This window comes from Lacrimispora sp., assembly GCF_036758025.1.
Classification (GTDB): Bacteria; Bacillota; Clostridia; order Lachnospirales; family Lachnospiraceae; genus Lacrimispora.
Genome location: NZ_DAIOXM010000004.1, coordinates 121539 through 140176, shown reverse-complemented (window position 1 = coordinate 140176; position 18638 = coordinate 121539). Strand labels below are relative to the sequence as shown.

Annotated in this window: 18 protein-coding genes; all 18 read left to right on the top strand. The window is 47.6% G+C overall.

Annotated features, from left to right (window positions below; genetic code table 11):
• Positions 1–4 precede the first annotated feature (4 nt).
• The 18 genes from V7M78_RS05760 (at position 5) to V7M78_RS05675 (ending at position 18626) form a co-directional block, all read left to right on the top strand.
• Complete coding sequence (locus V7M78_RS05760; RefSeq protein WP_333647346.1) at positions 5–850, top strand: MBL fold metallo-hydrolase; 846 nt, start codon at positions 5–7, stop codon at positions 848–850.
• Between the two features lie 119 nt (positions 851–969).
• On the top strand, positions 970–1740 hold the full coding sequence (locus V7M78_RS05755) for a metallophosphoesterase family protein (protein WP_333647344.1): 771 nt from the start codon (positions 970–972) through the stop codon (positions 1738–1740).
• A gap of 24 nt (positions 1741–1764) precedes the next feature.
• A complete protein-coding gene (locus tag V7M78_RS05750; RefSeq protein WP_333647342.1) occupies positions 1765–2466 on the top strand; it encodes a tyrosine-protein phosphatase in 702 nt (233 codons plus the stop codon).
• 36 nt (positions 2467–2502) lie between these two features.
• Entirely contained in the window at positions 2503–3477 is a 975-nt protein-coding gene (locus V7M78_RS05745) for an adenylylsulfate kinase (RefSeq protein WP_333647340.1), read from the top strand.
• Positions 3467–5176 carry a glycosidase gene (locus tag V7M78_RS05740; RefSeq protein ID WP_333647338.1) on the top strand — a complete coding sequence of 570 codons (1710 nt, stop codon included), beginning with the start codon at positions 3467–3469 and terminating at the stop codon, positions 5174–5176. Before V7M78_RS05745 ends, V7M78_RS05740 begins: the two co-directional genes overlap by 11 nt.
• 345 nt (positions 5177–5521) lie before the next feature.
• On the top strand, positions 5522–6340 hold the full coding sequence (gene nifH, locus V7M78_RS05735; protein ID WP_333647336.1) for a nitrogenase iron protein: 819 nt from the start codon (positions 5522–5524) through the stop codon (positions 6338–6340).
• Positions 6341–6364: 24 nt separating this feature from the next.
• Positions 6365–6688, top strand: coding sequence for a P-II family nitrogen regulator (locus V7M78_RS05730; protein ID WP_333647334.1), 324 nt, complete (start codon positions 6365–6367; stop codon positions 6686–6688).
• 27 nt (positions 6689–6715) lie between these two features.
• Complete coding sequence (locus V7M78_RS05725; protein ID WP_333647332.1) at positions 6716–7099, top strand: P-II family nitrogen regulator; 384 nt, start codon at positions 6716–6718, stop codon at positions 7097–7099.
• Between the two features lie 11 nt (positions 7100–7110).
• On the top strand, positions 7111–8709 hold the full coding sequence (locus V7M78_RS05720) for a nitrogenase component I subunit alpha (RefSeq protein ID WP_333647330.1): 1599 nt from the start codon (positions 7111–7113) through the stop codon (positions 8707–8709).
• Positions 8709–10082, top strand: coding sequence for a nitrogenase component 1 (locus V7M78_RS05715; protein WP_333647328.1), 1374 nt, complete (start codon positions 8709–8711; stop codon positions 10080–10082). The genes V7M78_RS05720 and V7M78_RS05715 overlap by 1 nt, the downstream gene beginning before the upstream one ends.
• Before the next feature lie 80 nt (positions 10083–10162).
• Positions 10163–11506, top strand: coding sequence for a nitrogenase iron-molybdenum cofactor biosynthesis protein NifE (nifE, locus tag V7M78_RS05710; protein ID WP_333647326.1), 1344 nt, complete (start codon positions 10163–10165; stop codon positions 11504–11506).
• Between the two features lie 29 nt (positions 11507–11535).
• Positions 11536–14202 carry a nitrogenase cofactor biosynthesis protein NifB gene (gene nifB / locus V7M78_RS05705; RefSeq protein WP_333647324.1) on the top strand — a complete coding sequence of 889 codons (2667 nt, stop codon included), beginning with the start codon at positions 11536–11538 and terminating at the stop codon, positions 14200–14202.
• Between the two features lie 17 nt (positions 14203–14219).
• Positions 14220–14528: a 2Fe-2S ferredoxin gene (locus V7M78_RS05700; protein WP_333647322.1), complete on the top strand. Its 309-nt coding sequence runs from the start codon at positions 14220–14222 to the stop codon at positions 14526–14528.
• A 23-nt stretch (positions 14529–14551) separates the two neighbouring features.
• A complete protein-coding gene (locus V7M78_RS05695; protein ID WP_333647320.1) occupies positions 14552–15523 on the top strand; it encodes a homocitrate synthase/isopropylmalate synthase family protein in 972 nt (323 codons plus the stop codon).
• Positions 15516–16346, top strand: coding sequence for a homocitrate synthase (locus tag V7M78_RS05690; RefSeq protein WP_333647318.1), 831 nt, complete (start codon positions 15516–15518; stop codon positions 16344–16346). The genes V7M78_RS05695 and V7M78_RS05690 overlap by 8 nt, the downstream gene beginning before the upstream one ends.
• A complete protein-coding gene (locus V7M78_RS05685; protein ID WP_333647316.1) occupies positions 16324–17730 on the top strand; it encodes a hypothetical protein in 1407 nt (468 codons plus the stop codon). Before V7M78_RS05690 ends, V7M78_RS05685 begins: the two co-directional genes overlap by 23 nt.
• A complete protein-coding gene (locus V7M78_RS05680) occupies positions 17720–18010 on the top strand; it encodes a PqqD family peptide modification chaperone (RefSeq protein WP_333647314.1) in 291 nt (96 codons plus the stop codon). The genes V7M78_RS05685 and V7M78_RS05680 overlap by 11 nt, the downstream gene beginning before the upstream one ends.
• Positions 18011–18014: 4 nt before the next feature.
• On the top strand, positions 18015–18626 hold the full coding sequence (locus tag V7M78_RS05675) for a Fe-only nitrogenase accessory AnfO family protein (RefSeq protein WP_333647312.1): 612 nt from the start codon (positions 18015–18017) through the stop codon (positions 18624–18626).
• Positions 18627–18638: the final 12 nt, after the last annotated feature.

The following is an 18638-nucleotide window of genomic DNA, read 5'->3' as shown; positions in this document are numbered from 1 at the left end:
GATTATGAAGCTTCAGTATATCGGAACCGGAGCAGCAGAAGGGTTTCCGGGAATGTTTTGCCAGTGTGCCGCCTGCCGGGCAGCAAGAAAGGCCGGAGGCCATAATTTAAAGACCAGGAGCTGTGCATTGATTGACGGCCATGTGCTGATAGATTTATCTCCTGACCTGTATGCCCAGTCCCTGAACCTGGGGCTGGAACTTTCCCAGGTTCAGGATTTGGTTGTAACCCATACTCATAAGGATCATTTTGACTCATTTTTCTTAGGATTAAGGGCGAGAGACGGAGCCACCATACTGCCTGATAGAAAAGAAGAGGAAAATTACTTATCCGTATATGGAAGCAGTTTTGTAAAGGCGGCTGTTGACAAAGCCCTGGAGGAAGAGCCTTATGCCAATGATGCCAGAATCCGGTTTATAAATGTGGAACCGGGAAAATGGTTTCAGGCCGGAAACTTAAGGTTCTGCCCCTTAAAGGCAAACCATAAAAGGGATGAGCTGTGCCACATTTATGCGGTGACAGACGGAACCGCCAGCCTGCTTTATGCCAATGATACAGGAACCCTTTCGGAAGAGACTCTTCAGATGATCGGCAGCCTTGGTCTGGTTTTCGATGCAGTCAGTATGGACTGTGCAAGAGGAACCCTGCCGGGAGACGGGCATATGGGAATCAAGGAAAACCGGGAGCTTAAGAAACGGCTGGAGCAGATGGGGTGTGCGGGTTCAGAAACCCGGTATTATTTAAACCATTTATCCCATATGAGCGGAATCATCCATGATGACCTTCAAAAACTGATGGGACCGGAGGGCTTTACCGTGTCCAATGACGGTATGATCGTTTATATTGGCTGAGAGAGGAGGATGGGAGCATATTTCCTCCTTTTCTATTATCCGAAAAGGAATTATATGGTAAGATTGTTGGAAAGAAAGGTCCGCTGTTTCCCAGTAAAGGCGGAAAAAGGGTATGTATTATGAAGCTATTGGTGATATCTGATATACACAGCAATATCTGGGCTCTGGAAAAGGTGCTGGAAACGGAACAGGATATTGACTTATTGTGCTGTGCAGGGGACCTGGTGGATTATGGAACTGCTCCCCGGGAGGTGATAGACCGCATCAGGCAGTGTACTGCCAGAGTGGTGGTTCAGGGCAATCATGACCGCCATACGGCGAATATCTGGAGACAGGGGAATTTTCAGGAGGTAACACCTGAGGAATATAAATGGGTTCATCACAACTGCCGCAGGCTGGATGAAGACAGAATCGGTTTTCTGGAGGACCTTCCTATTCATCAGACTTTTGAGGCCGACGGCTATGTCTACATGATGCAGCATCAGTATGACCACTCCTACGGAACCATTGAAAGCCGGTTCCAGTTTGAAGAGTTCTGGAAAAAACACGCCGGGCAGGAATACGCTGACAGCACAAAAAGGCGTATGATATTTGGTCATACCCACCGCCCCTGCATTCACGTTCTGGATCAGGATATGATGTGGCTCAATCCTGGAAGCGTTTCTTACCGCAGGCCCGATGATCCGGAAAAGACCGCTCATTACATGGTCGTTGAGGACGGAGAAATCCGCTTCTGCCGCGTTCCTTATGACAGAAGCCAGCCGTTAAAAGAAGCCAGGGAGCTGAACAGAATTCATGGAATGATGGAAACAGAGCTTCAGGATTTCTTCTTCTTTTTCGGTGATGCAAAAACAACAAGAGATCCGCTTCCGGCAGAAGATGAACAATAATTTTAAAGAAAAGAGGAAATAGAGATGATGACTTACCGGCGTTATCCCATGAAGGGAATTGCCAATTTCAGGGACTTGGGAGGATATTCGTGTAACGGCGGCATGACAAAATGGGGGGTGTTTTTCCGCAGCACCAGCCTTCATAAGGCTGTGGAGGAGGATGTGGCAATTATGGAGCGGATGGGGATTTCCCGCATTCTGGATCTGCGCTATCCTGGGGAACGGGAAGAAAAGCCGGATGTGCCGGTTAAGGGGGCTGACTGGATGGGAATTTCTTTGCTGGGAACCATACCTGTGGAAGAAATTGATGTCAATGATGAGGAAGAGGATACAAAGACTCTGATCAACATGTACCGTCAGATTATAGCCAGCTCCAGAGCTGAGATAAAGGATTCGGTTCAGGCTATGATTCAGGCTGAGGGTCCGGCCCTGTTCCACTGTGCGGCTGGGAAGGATAGAACCGGGATTTTAGCCATGCTGCTTTTGGGGGCAGTGGGAGTGAGCCGGGAAGATATTATAGCAGATTATGAAATGAGCCACCACTATATCAGAAGTTTTACGGAGGATATTTCCGGATCTCACGGCAGCAATATGCAGAAGCTGTTTGACGAGATTGTGGAGGAATGGGGATCTGTTACAGGGTTCTTGCAGGAGTGCGGCATTTCTCAAAAAGAGCTGTCCCGCCTCAATGAGAAATTTGTGTTACCCTGTGATTTTGCGGAGTAAAGGAATAGGCTTAGAAGGAAAGAGAGGCTTTGAAAGATGGAATTGAAGCAAGCGGTTGAAGCTATTTTAAAAAGCGGGAATTGGAAAGGGCCTGAAATACCGGGAGACATTCCTCACGGAGACATGCCGGGAGATAAGGTTGAAATCGGAGAAGTACATATTAAGAAGGCAAATACCATTTTCCCGGAGCTGTTACTAAAGCTGTCAGATGTTTTAGAAAAACAGAAAACGGAAAAAGTGGTTCTGACCGTATGCGGCGGTTCAGGTGTGGGAAAATCAGAGATCGCTTCCTTGCTGTCTTATTATTTTAATCAGCTTGGTATCGGAAGCTATACTCTATCCGGTGACAATTACCCCCGCAGAATTCCAAAGTATAATGATGCGGAACGGCTTCATATATTCCGGGGATCTGCCCTGAAAGCCATGGTAAAGGCCGGGACCTTTGATGAAGAGAGATTTCAGGTCATCCACCAGTTTCAAAGGGAAGGGGACGATGCCAATACAGCCCATGTTATGGAGTACCCCTGGTATGAGTCCTATTTATCAGGAGGAAGGGAAGGGCTGAGAAACTACCTTGGGACTGTTAGGGAGATTGCCTTTGATGAAATAGAGGATATTTTAACCCAGTTTAAAAGCGGAAAAGAAGAGATATGGTTAAAGCGTATGGGGAGAGAGGACACAGAGCTTTGGTACAGCAAGGTGGACTTCTCCAACATCAATATCTTGATCATTGAATGGACTCATGGAAACAGCAGCAATTATCAGGGAGTGGACATTCCTATTCTGTTAAACAGTACACCTGAGGAGACTTTGGCTCACCGGAGGGCCAGAAACAGGGATGGTGCCACGGACAGCCCGTTTACCACGATGGTTCTGGAGTTAGAGCAGGCTATGCTGGAGGCCCAGGCCTCTAAGGCAGCTGTCATCCTTTCCAAAAGCGGGGAATTGCTGTCTTATAAGCAGTATTGCAGACAGATGGAAGAGAGCAAAGGAGGCAGCCATGACCAGTAAGAAGGCCGAAAGGTCCGTTGACAATGGGGTAATGCTCAATGCTTATCCCGACAGCATGGGCGGTACCTTGTCCCAGATTGCTGACTTTTTAAAGAAACCGGAGATGGAAGACGTATTCAGCTCCTTTTACATTCTGCCCAGCATTTTTAACACTGACCTGGACCGGGGATTTTCCGTCATTGATTATGGATTGAATGAGCTGTTGGCAGACAGAAAGGATATGGAGGATTTAAAGGCCCTGGATATTGATTTGAAGCTGGACTTTATCTTAAACCACTCCTCCGTACTGTCGAAGCCCTTCCAGGATATTTTAAAGTATGGGGAAAAATCTAAGTACAGAGATTTCTTTATTGACTGGAACAAGTTCTGGGAAGGCCACGGAACTATGACAGAGGAAGGCTATATTCAGCCTGATGAAGCCCTTATAAAGGACATGTTTTTCCGGAAGCCGGGCCTGCCCATTTTGATGGTGCGCCTGCCTGACGGGAAAAATGTGCCTTATTGGAACACCTTTTATCAGGAGGTCAGCTATAAAAAGGTGGATGCCTGGGACTTGATTCAGGAAATGGAAATCCAGTACTCATCAGCGGAGCAGTTGGCTGGGATGGTAAATAAGGCCTTAGAAGAAGGTAAGAAGCCCTATGAAATTGAACTGGGGAGGTATGGAAAATATAAGGCTGCCCTGGTAGAACTGCTGGAATCAAGGCGGAAATACCTTGGACAGATGGATTTGAATATTCAGTCACCTCTGGTTTGGGAATATTACGACGATACCTTAAAAACCCTTTCCCAATACGGCGCTAAAATTGTGCGTTTGGATGCATTTGCATATGCGCCCAAGGCGGCCGGAGAAAAGAACTTTTTAAATGATCCGGGAACCTGGGATTTATTGAAACGGGTACAGAATTTAGCAGATCAGTACCATGTACAGCTTCTGCCGGAAATTCACTCCAGCTACGGTGAAAGGACATTTGAACTGCTGTCTGAAAAAGGGTATATGACCTATGACTTTTTCCTCCCCGGTCTTATCATTCATGCCCTGGAAATTGGAAGCGGGGAACATCTGGTGCGCTGGGCAAAGGAACTGCGGGAAAAGAAAATCAAAGTGGTGAATATGCTGGGCTGTCACGACGGAATTCCTCTTTTAGACTTAAAGGGTTTGATTCCTGATGAGGAAATTGAGAAGTTAATTGAGGCAGTTGTGGGCCGGGGCGGTTTTGTCAAAAACCTTCATGGACAAAAAAATGTCTATTATCAGGTAAATGCCACTTATTACAGCGCTCTTGGGGAAGATGATCAGAAGATGCTGTTTGCAAGGGCATTGCAGTTGTTTATGCCCGGAAAGCCTCAGGTTTGGTATCTGGATCTTTTTGCCGGTAAAAATGATTACGAAGCAGTAAAAAGAGCCGGTGCAGCCGGACATAAGGAAGTGAACCGCACCAACTTGTCCAAGGAGCAGATGGAAGAGAAGCTGGAGCTTGATGTGGTGAAAAAGCAGCTTGAAATGCTGCGGTTTAGAAACAGCTTTCCGGCCTTTGGCTTTGATTCGGAAATGGAGATACAGGGTGATGGATCAAGGCTGGAGATTTCATGGAAAAATAGCGGGTATGAAGCCAGATTAAAGGCGGATTTAAAGACCTGTGAATATGAGATTACAGGCATTGGCGAGGACAGAATGGTCTGTTTTGAACTTCACTGAGGATTTTACCATAAAATATATGGCCTTTCACCGTAAGGTGGAGGGCCTTTTTATTGTTTGCCCGGCGGATACATGGGAAAAAAGAGAGAGATTGTTTTTTGGACATAGTTCCATTTATGACATAATCGTCAGAAAACGGTTTGTTGCTGTTAAAAAATAGTGGAAACAAGCCCTTAATGAGAAATTTTTTTGTTTATTATGCAGTATTGAAATCAAGGGGGAAAACCAATATGATTAATGCAACCTAAGTAGTCGACAAAGCTTCAGGGAGACACACTGTTACGATGTGGTGGCACAGATATTTATCTGCTTGCTGCCTTTTTTTATTCTAAAGGAGGATATGCTATGAGACAGGTTGCTATCTATGGAAAAGGCGGAATCGGGAAATCAACAACAACACAGAACTTAACGGCAGGACTTGCGGAAATGGGAAAACACATTATGATTGTGGGATGTGACCCTAAGGCTGATTCAACCAGATTGGTACTGGGTGGTCTGGCACAGAAAACAGTTCTTGATACCCTTCGCGATGAAGGAGATGACATCGAACTGGAAGCTGTCATGAAGGAAGGCTACGGCGGAATCAGAGGCGTGGAGTCAGGCGGTCCGGAGCCTGGTGTCGGATGCGCAGGACGGGGTATCATCACTTCCATTAACTTACTTGAACAGCTGGGAGCTTATACCGATGATTTGGATTATGTGTTTTATGATGTTCTTGGTGACGTTGTGTGCGGAGGTTTCGCAATGCCTATCCGTGAAGGCAAAGCCCAGGAAATATATATCGTATGTTCCGGCGAGATGATGGCACTTTATGCAGCTAACAATATTTCAAAAGGCATTTCAAAATATGCCAAGTCCGGAGGGGTCCGCCTGGGCGGTCTGATTTGTAACTCCAGAAAGGTAGACCGGGAAGAGGATTTGGTTCAGGCTGTTGCTGCTAAGATAGGAACCCAGATGATTCATTTCGTTCCCCGTGATAATGCAGTACAAAGGGCAGAAATCCGCAAGCGCACCGTTATTGACTTCTCACCGGAGGAAACTCAGGCAGATGAGTACCGCCAGCTGGCACAGAAGGTTGACAGCAACGAGATGTTTGTGATTCCAAACCCCATGAAAATTGAGGAACTGGAAGAAATTCTGATGGAATATGGAGTAATGGACTGATAATCCGCGGAGAGGAGAATGGCTATGTTATTAGTGAGAGCGATTGTAAGACCTGAAAAGTCAGGATATGTGATGAAAGAAGCGTCAGAAGCCGGATTTCAGGCAGTGACAAAAATGGATGTATATGGGCGGGGCAAGCAGAAAGGCATCCAGGTCGGTGATATTTATTACGATGAAATTCCTAAGGAAATGCTGCTGTTTTTCTGCAATGATGAAGATAAGGATGATCTGGTTAAGGTGATTTTAAGAACAGCTAAAACCGGTGAAGGCAATTTCGGTGACGGACGTATTTTTATTTCTCCGGTAGATGATGCTTATACCATCAGCAGCGGAAAGCAGGGACTTTGATGCAGTTTTCAGGAGAGGAGAAATGTGATGAAGGAAGTAATGGCGTTTATCCGCACCAACAAGGTAAATGTGACGAAAAAGGCTTTAGCGGAAGGCGGTTTTCCGGCATTCACCTGCAGGCCGGTGCTGGGCAGAGGCAAAAAAAGTATTGATCCCCAGCTTTTATCCGTTGTGATCCAGAATGGGGAACTGCCCCTGAACATGTCAGGAGAACATTTAACAGAAGCGTTTCGGCTGATTCCAAAGAGGGTTTTTACAGTGATTTTGGATGACAGTGAAGTATCAAAGGTTGTAGAAATCCTGATTAAGGCCAATCAAACAGGCAATCCGGGAGATGGCAAAATATTTGTTCTTCCGATTAATGAAGCATATACGGTCAGGAGCGGACAAAAGACGGTAGAGGCTTATTAGGAGGTAAAACCATGGCAAAAGAGAGAGATGAATTATTAGATAAATACTCGGCGAGAGTATTTAAAAATAGAAAGAGTCATATCACCCAGCTGGAATTTGGCGATACCCCGGATGAGATTGGGGCCAATACCCGGGCCATTCCGGGAATTGTAACTGCCAGAGGCTGCTGCTACGCAGGCTGCAAAGGCGTTGTTGTGGGACCCATGAAGGATTCTGTTGTAATTACCCATGGACCCATTGGATGTGCATTTTATTCATGGGGAACCAGAAGGAATAAGGCCAAGTCTTCCTATGAGGGCGAACCGAACTTTGTGCCATACTCCTTCTGTACTGACATGAAGGCACCGGACATCGTATTCGGCGGAGAGAAAAAGCTGGAGGAGGGAATTGATGAGATCATGGAGCTGTTCAGCCCCAAATGTATCTTTATCTGTTCCACATGTCCCATTGGTCTGATCGGTGACGATGTGCAGGCGGTTGCGCGCCGGGTTGAGGAAAAATACGGAATCACGGCAGTTGGATATTCCTGCGAAGGCTATAAAGGCGTTTCCCAGTCTGCCGGACATCATATCGCAAACAATGGACTGATGCGTTATGTCATCGGAAAAGGCGAAATTGCTCCAAAAACCAAGTACAGCATTAACATCCTGGGCGAATACAATATCGGCGGTGACGGCTGGGAGCAGGAGCGGATTTTGAAAAAAATCGGGTATGAGATCGTATCAATATTTACCGGAGACGGCTCCTACGAAACCATAAAAAATGCCCATTTGGCAGACTTGAACATTGTTATGTGCCACCGTTCCATCAACTATATTGCAGAAATGATGAAGACAAAATATGGAATCGACTGGCTGAAGGTTAACTTCATCGGTGTGGGAGGAACCTGTAAGTCTCTTCGCATGATGGCAGAGTATTTCAATGATCCGGAGCTTACAAAGCGGACGGAGGAAGTAATTGCAGAGGAGCTTGCAGAGATTCAGGAGGATATGGAATATTACAAGTCCAAACTGAAGGGCAAGACAGCCGGTATCTTTGTAGGGGGCTCCAGATCTCATCATTATCAGCTTTTATTAAGGGATTTTGGCATCGAGACTACCATTGCGGGATATGAGTTTGCACATAGAGATGACTACGAAGGACGGGAAATTATTCCGCAGATTAAAGCGGACGCTGATTCCAAGAACATTGAAGAAATCACCGTTGAGCGGGAAGAAGGGTATATGGACCGCTATACGGAGGAGGAACTGGATAAACTGCGGGCCTCCGGCGTGGAACTGGATACTTATGACGGAATGATCAAAGACATGAAAAAAGGCCATATGGTAGTGGATGATTACAATATGTTTGAAACCGACCAGCTGATTGAAGCATATAAGCCTGATATCTTCTTTTCCGGTATCAAAGACAAATATGCAATCCAGCATGGAGGCGTTGTTTCCAGACAGATGCATTCTTATGATTATTCAGGTCCTTATGCGGGCTTCCGCGGTGCCGTTATTTTCGGCAGGGATGTGACCATGAGCCTGTACACCAATGCCTGGGCGCTGGTTAGTCCGCCATGGAAGACCAAACCCATGCTGGAAGGAAGTTTAGGAGGTGGAAGATAATGCTTGATTTAACTCCAAAAGAAATTATGGAGAAACGCCATATAACCATAAATCCCTGTAAGACATGCGAGCCGGTAGGAGCCATGTTCTGTGCGCTGGGTGTGGAAAACTGTATGCCCCACTCCCACGGTTCCCAGGGCTGCTGCTCTTACCACAGAACAGTACTGAGCCGTCATTTCAAAGAGCCGGCCCTGGCGTCTTCCAGTTCCTTTACAGAGGGAGCCTCCGTATTCGGAGGAAGAAGCAATATTAATACGGCGGTGAAAAACATTTTTGAGCTCTATGATCCTGATATTATTGCCATACATACTACCTGCTTATCGGAGACCATCGGTGATGACGTAGGATCATACATTATGGATATGGACATTCCGGATGATAAAAAAGTTCTGTTTGCCAGCACTCCATCTTATGAAGGTTCCCATGTTCAGGGCTTTTCTAATATGGTCATCGGTTTCATGAGGTATCTTGCGAAAAAGACGGGTACGCCCAATGGTAAAACCGCCATTTTTCCAGGCTGGGTCAATCCGGGAGATGACCGGGAATTAAAAAGAATCGCATCACTGATGGGGGCAGATTACATCTATTTCCCGGATCATGACGGGACCCTGGACCATCCCATGGATGGAAAAAATGAATATTTTCATGCCAAGGCCGGAACCTCCCTGGCGGATATGGAGGCTCTGGGTGACTGCATAAAGCTGATTTCCATGGGAACCTACTGCAGCCAGGAACCGTCCGATTATATGAAACGGCAGTTTGGTACGCCTTATTCCAATATTCCCCTTCCTGTAGGGGTGGCGCTGACAGACAACTATGTGACAGAGCTTCAGAAGGTGACAAAGCAGGAGGTGCCAAAGGTATTGGAGGATGAGAGAGGGCGCCTGGTGGATCTGATGCTGGACTCTCATCAGTATACCTATAAAAAGAAGGCCGCCATTTACGGAGATCCGGATGTGGTCTATGCATTTACGGCTCTTTGTCTGGAACTCAGCATGTGCCCCAAATATATCATCACCGGCACGCCCAAGGAAACCTGGGTGAAAGAGATCAAAGCTTTGATGAGCCAATATGGGGTAGATGAGTCAGAGTACGTGGTAAAAGCTGATACGGATTTATTTTACCTGCACCAGCTGATTAAAAATGAAGGCGTGGACCTTCTTCTGGGCTCCAGCTACGGTAAGCAGATCGCCAAGGCGGAAGATATTCCCCTGGTCAGAATGGGATTTCCGGTGCTTGACCGGTATGGAAATCCGATCCAGGCTTCTGTCGGTTATGCAGGCGGAATTCGGTATGTGGAGAAGATTGTAGATGCTATTATGGACCGTCAGGACCGGGATGCGCTGGATGAGGATTTTGATGTTGTTATGTAGACTTACAGTGCCAGATACAATTGCGTAGCATCCGGGAGGGAAGATCCCTCCCTGTTGCTGTATCAGAGAGGAGTGATTGAATGGGAAATATACTGGATGCCAGGAAAAGCTCTATTTTGTTTAAAGATGACTGCGGCGGGGCCAAAAGCGGAATCTGCTGTGACAGCGACAGTGTATCAGGTGCGGTATCCCAGAGAGCCTGCGTTTACTGCGGTGCCCGTGTAGTATTGAATCCGATTACGGATGCGTACCATATCATACATGGCCCAATCGGATGTTCCAGCTATACATGGGATATCCGGGGTTCTCTGACCAGCGGGGAGGATATCTACCGAAACAGTTTTTCCACGGATTTACAGGAAACGGATATCATCTTCGGCGGAGTGAGAAAGCTGGAGGACGCAGTGGATGAACTGATGAAATTCCACCCGTCGGCAAAGCTGATTTTTATCTATGCAACCTGCATTGTGGGAGTAATCGGAGATGATGTGGATGCGGTGTGCCGGCTGAAGTCCGAACAGTATCAGATTCCGGTGATCCCGGTCAAATCTCCGGGATTTTCCGGTAATAAATCCACTGGATACCGGATGGCATGTGATGCCATCATGGAGGTCCTGGGTCCTCACAAGACAGAGGCAAAACAGAAAGCCATTAATATTCTGGGGGATTTTAACCTTGCAGGGGAAATGTGGATCATTAAAAATTATTTTAAGAAAATGGGAATCGAAGTGATCTGCGGATTTACCGGAGATGCCAGCTATGATGATATGGTGAAGGCGCCCGGCGCCTCCTTAAACATTGTCCAGTGTGCCGGTTCCAGTACCTATCTGGCCCAGCGGATGGAAGAGGAGTTTGGAATTCCTTATATGAAAGTCAGTTTCTTTGGTGTGGAAGACACAACAGCCTCTCTGATCCGGGTGGCAGAAGCCCTTGGAGATGAGGCGGCCAGAGAGAAAGCGGTTCAGTTCTGCAAAGAAGAAGCTGAGAAATTGCAGGGCTTTCTGGATAAATATACAAAGAGCTTAAAAGGGAAGAAAGCGGCTATCTATGTAGGGGGCGGATTTAAGGCCATTTCCCTGATCCGCCAGTTTGACGTAGTGGGAATTCAGACGGTGCTGGTGGGAACCCAGACAGGGAAAAAAGATGAATACGAGGTCATTGAAAGCCTGGTGGATCAGGATACGGTTATCCTGGATGATGCCAATCCGGCAGAGCTTGAGACTTTTATGAAGGAAAAAGGGGCGGATATCCTGGTGGGAGGCGTTAAGGAACGCCCGCTGGCCTACAAGCTGGGCGTGGCATTCTGCGATCACAACCATGAGAGAAAACATCCTCTGGCAGGATTCGAAGGGGTTTACAACTTTACGCGGGAAATTAACCGCAGCATGAATAATCCGGTTTGGGAATATGTGAAGGTCCTTTGAAAAACTGGCAGCGGAAAGGTGGAACAGCCATGAAAAGTGAAGTAAAACCACTTGTAAACTTGAATATTAACCCATGTAAGATGTGTATGCCCATGGGAAGTGCAACTGCATTTTACGGAATAAAAAAATGCATGACAATTCTCCATGGCTCACAGGGGTGTGCAACATACATAAGACGCCATATGGCAACCCATTATAATGAGCCGGTGGATATTGCTTCTTCTTCCCTGACAGAGCAGGGAACGGTTTATGGAGGAAGCGCAAATCTGAAAAAAGGTCTGAAAAATCTGATTGAGCTGTATCATCCGGAGGTCATCGGTGTGATGACCACCTGTCTGGCAGAGACAATCGGAGAGGATGTGCCGGGAATCATCGACGGGTTTTATGAAGAAAATCCGGAATACCGAAACATTCATATTATCTCATGTCCATCGCCGGGATATGGCGGAAGCCAGTATGAAGGTTATTTTGAAGCCCTGTATTCCATTGTTTCATCGGTGGAGATGGAGGCAGAGAAGAATGACAGAATTAATGTGGTGACAGCTCAGTTGAGCCCGGCGGACACCAGATACTTAAAGCAGGTGTTCGGGCTGTTCGGGTTGAATCCGGTTATCCTGCCGGATATCTCAGACAATCTGGATGGGAGCCATGCAAAAGAGTATCACCGGCTTCCCCAGGGGGGCACCGGCATCGAAGAAATCCGGAAAATGGGCGGAGCCAGGATGACCCTGGAGCTGACCGGTCTGCCTCATAAACATTCCGTAGGCGATTTGCTTATGGAAGAATATGGCGTGCCATGTAAAAAGATGAATCTGCCCGTGGGATTGCGTGATACGGATGCATTTTTAAACATTTTATCAGAGCTTGCAGGCACACCGGTTCCGGAGGACATCAGGGCGGAGAGGGGAAGGTACTTAGATGCCATGATTGATTCCCACAAATATAATTCTGCCGGGCGTGCGGTAGTATTCGGGGAACCGGATATGGTGCTTTCCACGGTCCGAATGATGTGTGAAAACGGCGTTATGCCGGTTGTATGTGCTGTCGGCTCCTCATGTCCTGAGATGAAGGATCTGCTTTTGCCGGAACTGAAGAAACTGGCTGATATGTATTTTGTAGATAATTATACCGTTGTGGACCGGGCAGACTTTAAAGATATCGAACAGATGGCTGAAACCTTCCATGCTAATATAATGGCAGGAAATTCCGATGGCAGGAGAGTTGCCGAAAAGGGCGGGCTGCCGCTCATCCGCCGCGGTTTTCCCATCCATGACCATATAGGCGGACAGCGCCTTAAGATGCTGGGATATGAGGGCAGCATGGAATATCTGGATGAAATCACCAATGCGCTGATTGATACCACGGAGACCACATTCCGTGAACAACTTTATGATACTTATTACAAAGGTTCTTTCATTGATAAGAAAAGTACGGTATCTCCTGCCGGAACAGAATCCCAGCAGGATATCATACATAAAAAAACAATGGAACACCCGTGCTACAACTGCGGCGCCCATAAACATGCCAGAATTCATCTTCCGGTAGCACCGGCCTGTAATGTACAGTGTAATTATTGCGTGAGAAAATTTGACTGTCCAAATGAAAGCCGTCCGGGAGTTACTTCCCAAATTCTGACTCCCATAGAGGCACTTGAACGGTACCGTCTGGTAAAGGAAAAGATGTCAAACCTGACTGTGGTAGGGATTGCAGGGCCCGGTGATGCACTGGCTAACTGGAATGAAGTCAGTGAAACCTTCCGTTTGATACGGGAATATGATCCTGATGTGACTTTCTGCCTTTCTACAAACGGGCTGATGCTCCCCGTGCATGCCAAAGAACTGGCGCAGTTGGGAGTATCTCATGTGACCGTGACACTGAATGCGGTAGATCCTCATATCAGCGGTCAGATATACAAATACATCCGGTTCATGGGACAGAGTTATGAAGGGGATGGGGCCGGAGCCATTATGGTATCCAATCAGTTGGCAGGAATCCGTATGCTGGTGGAAAACCATATCATTGTCAAGATCAATATCGTAACAGTCCGGGGCATCAATGAAGCACACATCCCGGAAGTTGTACAGACGGTGAAAGATATGGGGTGTTATATTACCAATATCATGCAGCTGATTCCCGTAGAAGGAAGTGCATTTGAGAAGCTGGAGCCGATTTCATTAAAACGGATTCAGGAGATCCGCAAGGAATGCGAAGAGATTATGCCTCAGATGTATCACTGCCAGCATTGCAGGGCGGATGCCGTAGGGACCCTGGATCATGACCAGTCCATTGATTTACGAGGTACAGTGAATCCGGTACAGGAGGCTGTCCGGAATCCAGAAGAAATACAAAAGCCGGCAGAGACCCCGGTCCGTTTCGCAGTGGCATCTAAAAACGGCATGATTGTGGATACACATTTTGGTCATGCAAAGGAATTCTATATCTACGATTATGTGGATGGCGAGGTTCGTTTCATTGGCAGACGCAGTGTGGACCAGTATTGCAAAGGTGTGGAAGAGTGCGGTGAGAAAGAGGATAAGATTCAGAAGATTATAACAGCCCTGGATGGCTGCAATGGAGTTATTGCCATGCGGATCGGAGAAGAACCGAAACGGAAACTGAAAAAGAAAGGAATCATAGCGGTCAATACTTATGATGTGATTGAGGATGCGGTAAGAAAAGCGGCATCCAATATATAAAAAAGGAGGAGCAGGAGATGGTACAGCCCAAATATCATGTGTTTATCTGCACCAGCTGCAGAATCAACGGGACTCAGAAAGGATTCTGTTTTCAGAAAGGAAGCGTTGATCTGGTGCAGTCTTTTATGCAGGAGATTGAAGACAGAGAGCTTTCCGGCGATGTGGTTCTTAACAATACCGGCTGCTTTGGAATCTGTGACAAAGGGCCGGTGGTTGTGGTTTATCCGGAGGGAGTCTGGTATGGAAGTGTAACCACTGATGATGTGGAACGTATTTTTGACGAGCATTTTGAAGGTGGGAATCCGGTGAAGGATTTAATGATCTGAATTCCCGAAAGGAGGGAAGCCGTATGGTTAGGATTATCGATGCGACGCTGACAATGTTGGATGATTACATGGTCACGGCTGCTCAGGCGCAGCGTTTCCTGGAGCTGCTGCTGGAAATCGGAATTGACGGGGCAGCGGTTTCTCCTGAAATATATAGACTGCTGGGAGGAAAGATGCCGGAACGGATGACCGGTTATTTAGAATTGCCGGGAATGCCTGCAGAATGTAAGGAGTACCCGGGCATTCAATATATCATTTCCACATACTGCAGCGGCATAGGAAGATGTATCCAAAATCACCAGATTAATGAACTGGCAGAATTGAAGGGGATTCCCACAGAGGACCCGACGAAACGGTTCCGGCTGACTGGCCTGGATGATTTACTGACCTACGAAAGCGAGCGGATTTATGACAGAGCCATGGAGGAGTTGGTAAAGATTGCTCCGATTCTGTATCCGGAAAATGCGTATTACTGTGCCACGGCCATTGCGGTCAGTTATTTGCAGCGTTTTAACGGCGGGACGGTGATGACCACCTTTACAGGGATCGGCAGCAAAGCCGCTACAGAACAGGTAATCGCTGCCATGCGGGTGATGCAGCGCCATAAACCGAACCAGGACCTTACGGGGCTTAAGAAACTTCGGCAGCTGTTTGAGGAGATGACCGGCATTGCCGTTGATGACCATGCACCGGTCATAGGGGAACGGATTTTTTACGTAGAGTCCGGTATTCATGTGGACGGAGTTTTAAAAAAGCCTTCCAATTATGAGTCCTATCCTCCGGAAATGGTGGGAGCCTGCCGGGAAATCATTCTGGGAAAACATTCCGGCAAAGCCTCTGTCCGGTATAAGCTGAATGCGCTGGGCCTGGATGAGGCAGAATATGACAAGGCAAGAATTCTTGGCCAGGTAAAACGCCTCAGTATAAAAAAGGGGAAAGATGTAACCGACCAGGAATTTCTGGAGATTGCAGGGAGGTGCAGGAACAATGCGTAAAGCGGTCAGCATCGTGGATACCACCCTCCGGGACGGGGAGCAGCGTCCGGGAATCACTTTTTCCATTGAGGATAAAATCCGTTTGGCAGGGCTTCTTGACCAGGCTGGAGTCTATGAAATAGAAGCCGGATTTTACGATGCGGGGCTGGAGGGACGTGATTATATCCGGAGAATTATGGAGAACCGAAAGAAAGCGCTGATTTCCGTATGGTCTTTGTTAAATCCTGAATGTGTGGAACAGGCTGCCAGGCAGAAGCCGGATCTGATTCATATTGGAACTCCGGTGTCTTATGTCCAGATTTACCACAAACTGAAAAAAAATAAAAAATGGGTGGAAAAGACGCTCCAGGATTGTATACAGGTGGCAAAGGATTATGGCGTGGGCGTAACAGTAGGGCTGGAGGATGCTACCAGAGCTGATGTGGCATTTATGAATCATCTGCTCCGGCTGATGGAAAGGCAGGGTGTGGATGCTGTCCGGCTGGCGGACACAGTTGGCATCCTGGCCCCTCATAGGGCGAGACAGATGGTACGGGAACTGAAGGAAGCAGCTTCCCTTAAAATAGAGGTGCATGAGCACAATGATTTTGGAATGGCAGTAGCCAATTCCATTGTCATGGCAGCGGCAGGTGCGGATATGGTGGATGCAACCCTGTTTGGAATAGGAGAGCGGGCCGGTAACTGTGATCTGTATGAGTTTGTACATGCGGCAGGCAGAAAGTTTGAACTGGATGTAAAAAAAGCAGATGTCAGACGGGCGGAGATCTTGTTAAAAGAGATGATGGCAGGAGGGAAGAATCATGATACGGCAGATAGTATATGAGGAAACCGGAAGAAAGAAGCTGGCGGAGGGAATCCGGAACCTCTGCAGAGTTCTGGATTGTGACGGCGCCATCCTGGTGAATGGCTCTTATACCATGTCAGCGACAGCGACAGCCAGGCATATGGAAGGCGAAGATCTGTATGTGAACCAGGGCATCCGGCTGGCAGCGGGAACCATAGCAGAAATCAATGCCAGAACCGGATGCGGCACGAAAGAGGCGGCTTCCATGCTTCTTACCCAGGTGGCAGCCTGTGAGCAGGCGGCGGCTTCCGGCATCAATCCCGTATATCTGTCCCGGGAAATCCGGAAGGCAGCGGATTGGCTGGCGGATGCGGCAGAAAAGGCAGCGGTTCATCAATGCACCCATCTGGGCAGGCAGTTGATTGAAATTACGGGAGATGAGGAGCTGACTGAGATGGTTCTTCAGGCAATGGAGTCTGGACAGGTAATTATTAAGGATTCCATGCAGGTGAAGACCAGAATGGAAGTCATAAAGGGAATGACAGTCAGCGGGCAGCTTCTTGCAGGAAGAGCGGCTACATTAAAGGGGGTAGAGGTGCTGGTTACCAGCCGTAAGCTGTCCTCTTTTTCCGATTTGCTTCCTCTGCTTGAGAAGCTGGGAAACCGGCCTCTGTTTTTGGTGGCAGATGAGATTGAAGGGGAGGCCCTGACCTTGTTAAAGACCAATATTGAAAACCGGCGAATCGCTGTCTGGGCCGTAAAGGCACCTGGCATCGGAAAGCGGAAGGAGGATATGCTGGCAGATCTGGCAGTCCTTACGGGAACCAGGGTGTATGGAGAATACGACCTCTTATCATGGAAAGAACTTTCACCGGAAATGCTGGGAATAGCAGATACCATAGAGGCGTCAGCAGCATATTCCGTGGTGGAGGGCAGAACCAGTGAGGCATCTGTCCGGCGTATTGCCGGAATACGTGAGCTGATTGAGGACCCGAAAACAAATTTTTATGACCAGCAGGCCTTAAGAGAGCGGATTGCCTGGCTGTCAGGCCGTGTACCGGTGATTTATGCAGGGGGTGAGACAACTGTGAAAGTGAAAGAAGAGAAACTGCGGCTGGAATATGCAGCTGCTTATGCCCAGTCAGTGAAGAAATACGGGATGCTGCGGTCAGGCTTTGCAGATGGGATTTCTGCTGAGACAGCGGCTGAAAAAATCGTTCTTGCCGGAATCAGAAAAAGTCTGTCCGGCAAAGAGGTGAGCGCCGGGCTTTTCGTTCTTCTTCTGCGGAAAATCACCAGTCTGACAGCTATGTGGCTGACCACGGGAGCGGTCATGGTGAGCACCGGCTATGACAGGGAGGACCGGGAACTGATGCAAAGCGGTGTGGATATAGAAAGGCTCAGGGGCAGTCATGGATATTAAAAATGTAAAATTAAAACCTGGCTATATATTAAAAGAGCTGGGGGGAGAATTCTGTATTTTTGATGAAAAGGACAGTCAGAGCGGTTCTCTTGACGGTCTGCCTTCAGTCAATGAAACCTGTATTTTTCTTTGGAATAATTTAGAGCGGGGAGCGGCCCTTTCTGATTTGGTTAATCTTCTGGAGGAGAAAAATGAGATCGATGAGGAGGAGGCATGGCTGGAGCTGGAGGAATTTCTGGCAAAGCTGATTAATGGAAATGTAGTGGAAGTAGAGAGGTGATTCTATGGCGAAGATTGCGGTATTTTTAAAAGACGGAAATCTGGCTCCTTTCATGGAGTGTAACATGGGGTATATCTATGAAAAAGGAAAAGATAGCTGGAGCCTTGCGGATAGGGCATGGTTTTCTCCGATACCGGCGGGAACCATCAGAGAGACAAGGCTGGGAATGAAAGCGATTCTGCCTCTTGCGGGAGGAGCGGATGCAATTTGCTGCGGGGAAATCACCGGGATACCTTTTGCTGAATTTGACCGGGCCGGTTACTGCATCTTTTCCGTTGATGCAGTAAATGACCGGATCCTGGATGGAATTCTGGAGGATATTGAAGCCAGTGATGAAAAGAAACGAATCCGGGAGGAGATCATAAAAAATGCCAGACCGGCAGAGACAGAAGAACCTGGAATATACGTCCTGGATTTGATCATGCTTCAGAAGGAATGCCCTGAGATATCATCCAAAAAAGCGCTGCGGGAATTTCTGGATACGGTGCCCTTTCTGGAACTTCGTATCGATTGTGCCCATATCCCGCCTTGGCTGGAACGGGAGGAACGTTTTGAACTGAAATCCCAGTCCGGGGATGGAGCCGTACATGTGGTGCTGACTAAAAAACAATGCTGACGCGGAGGTGGA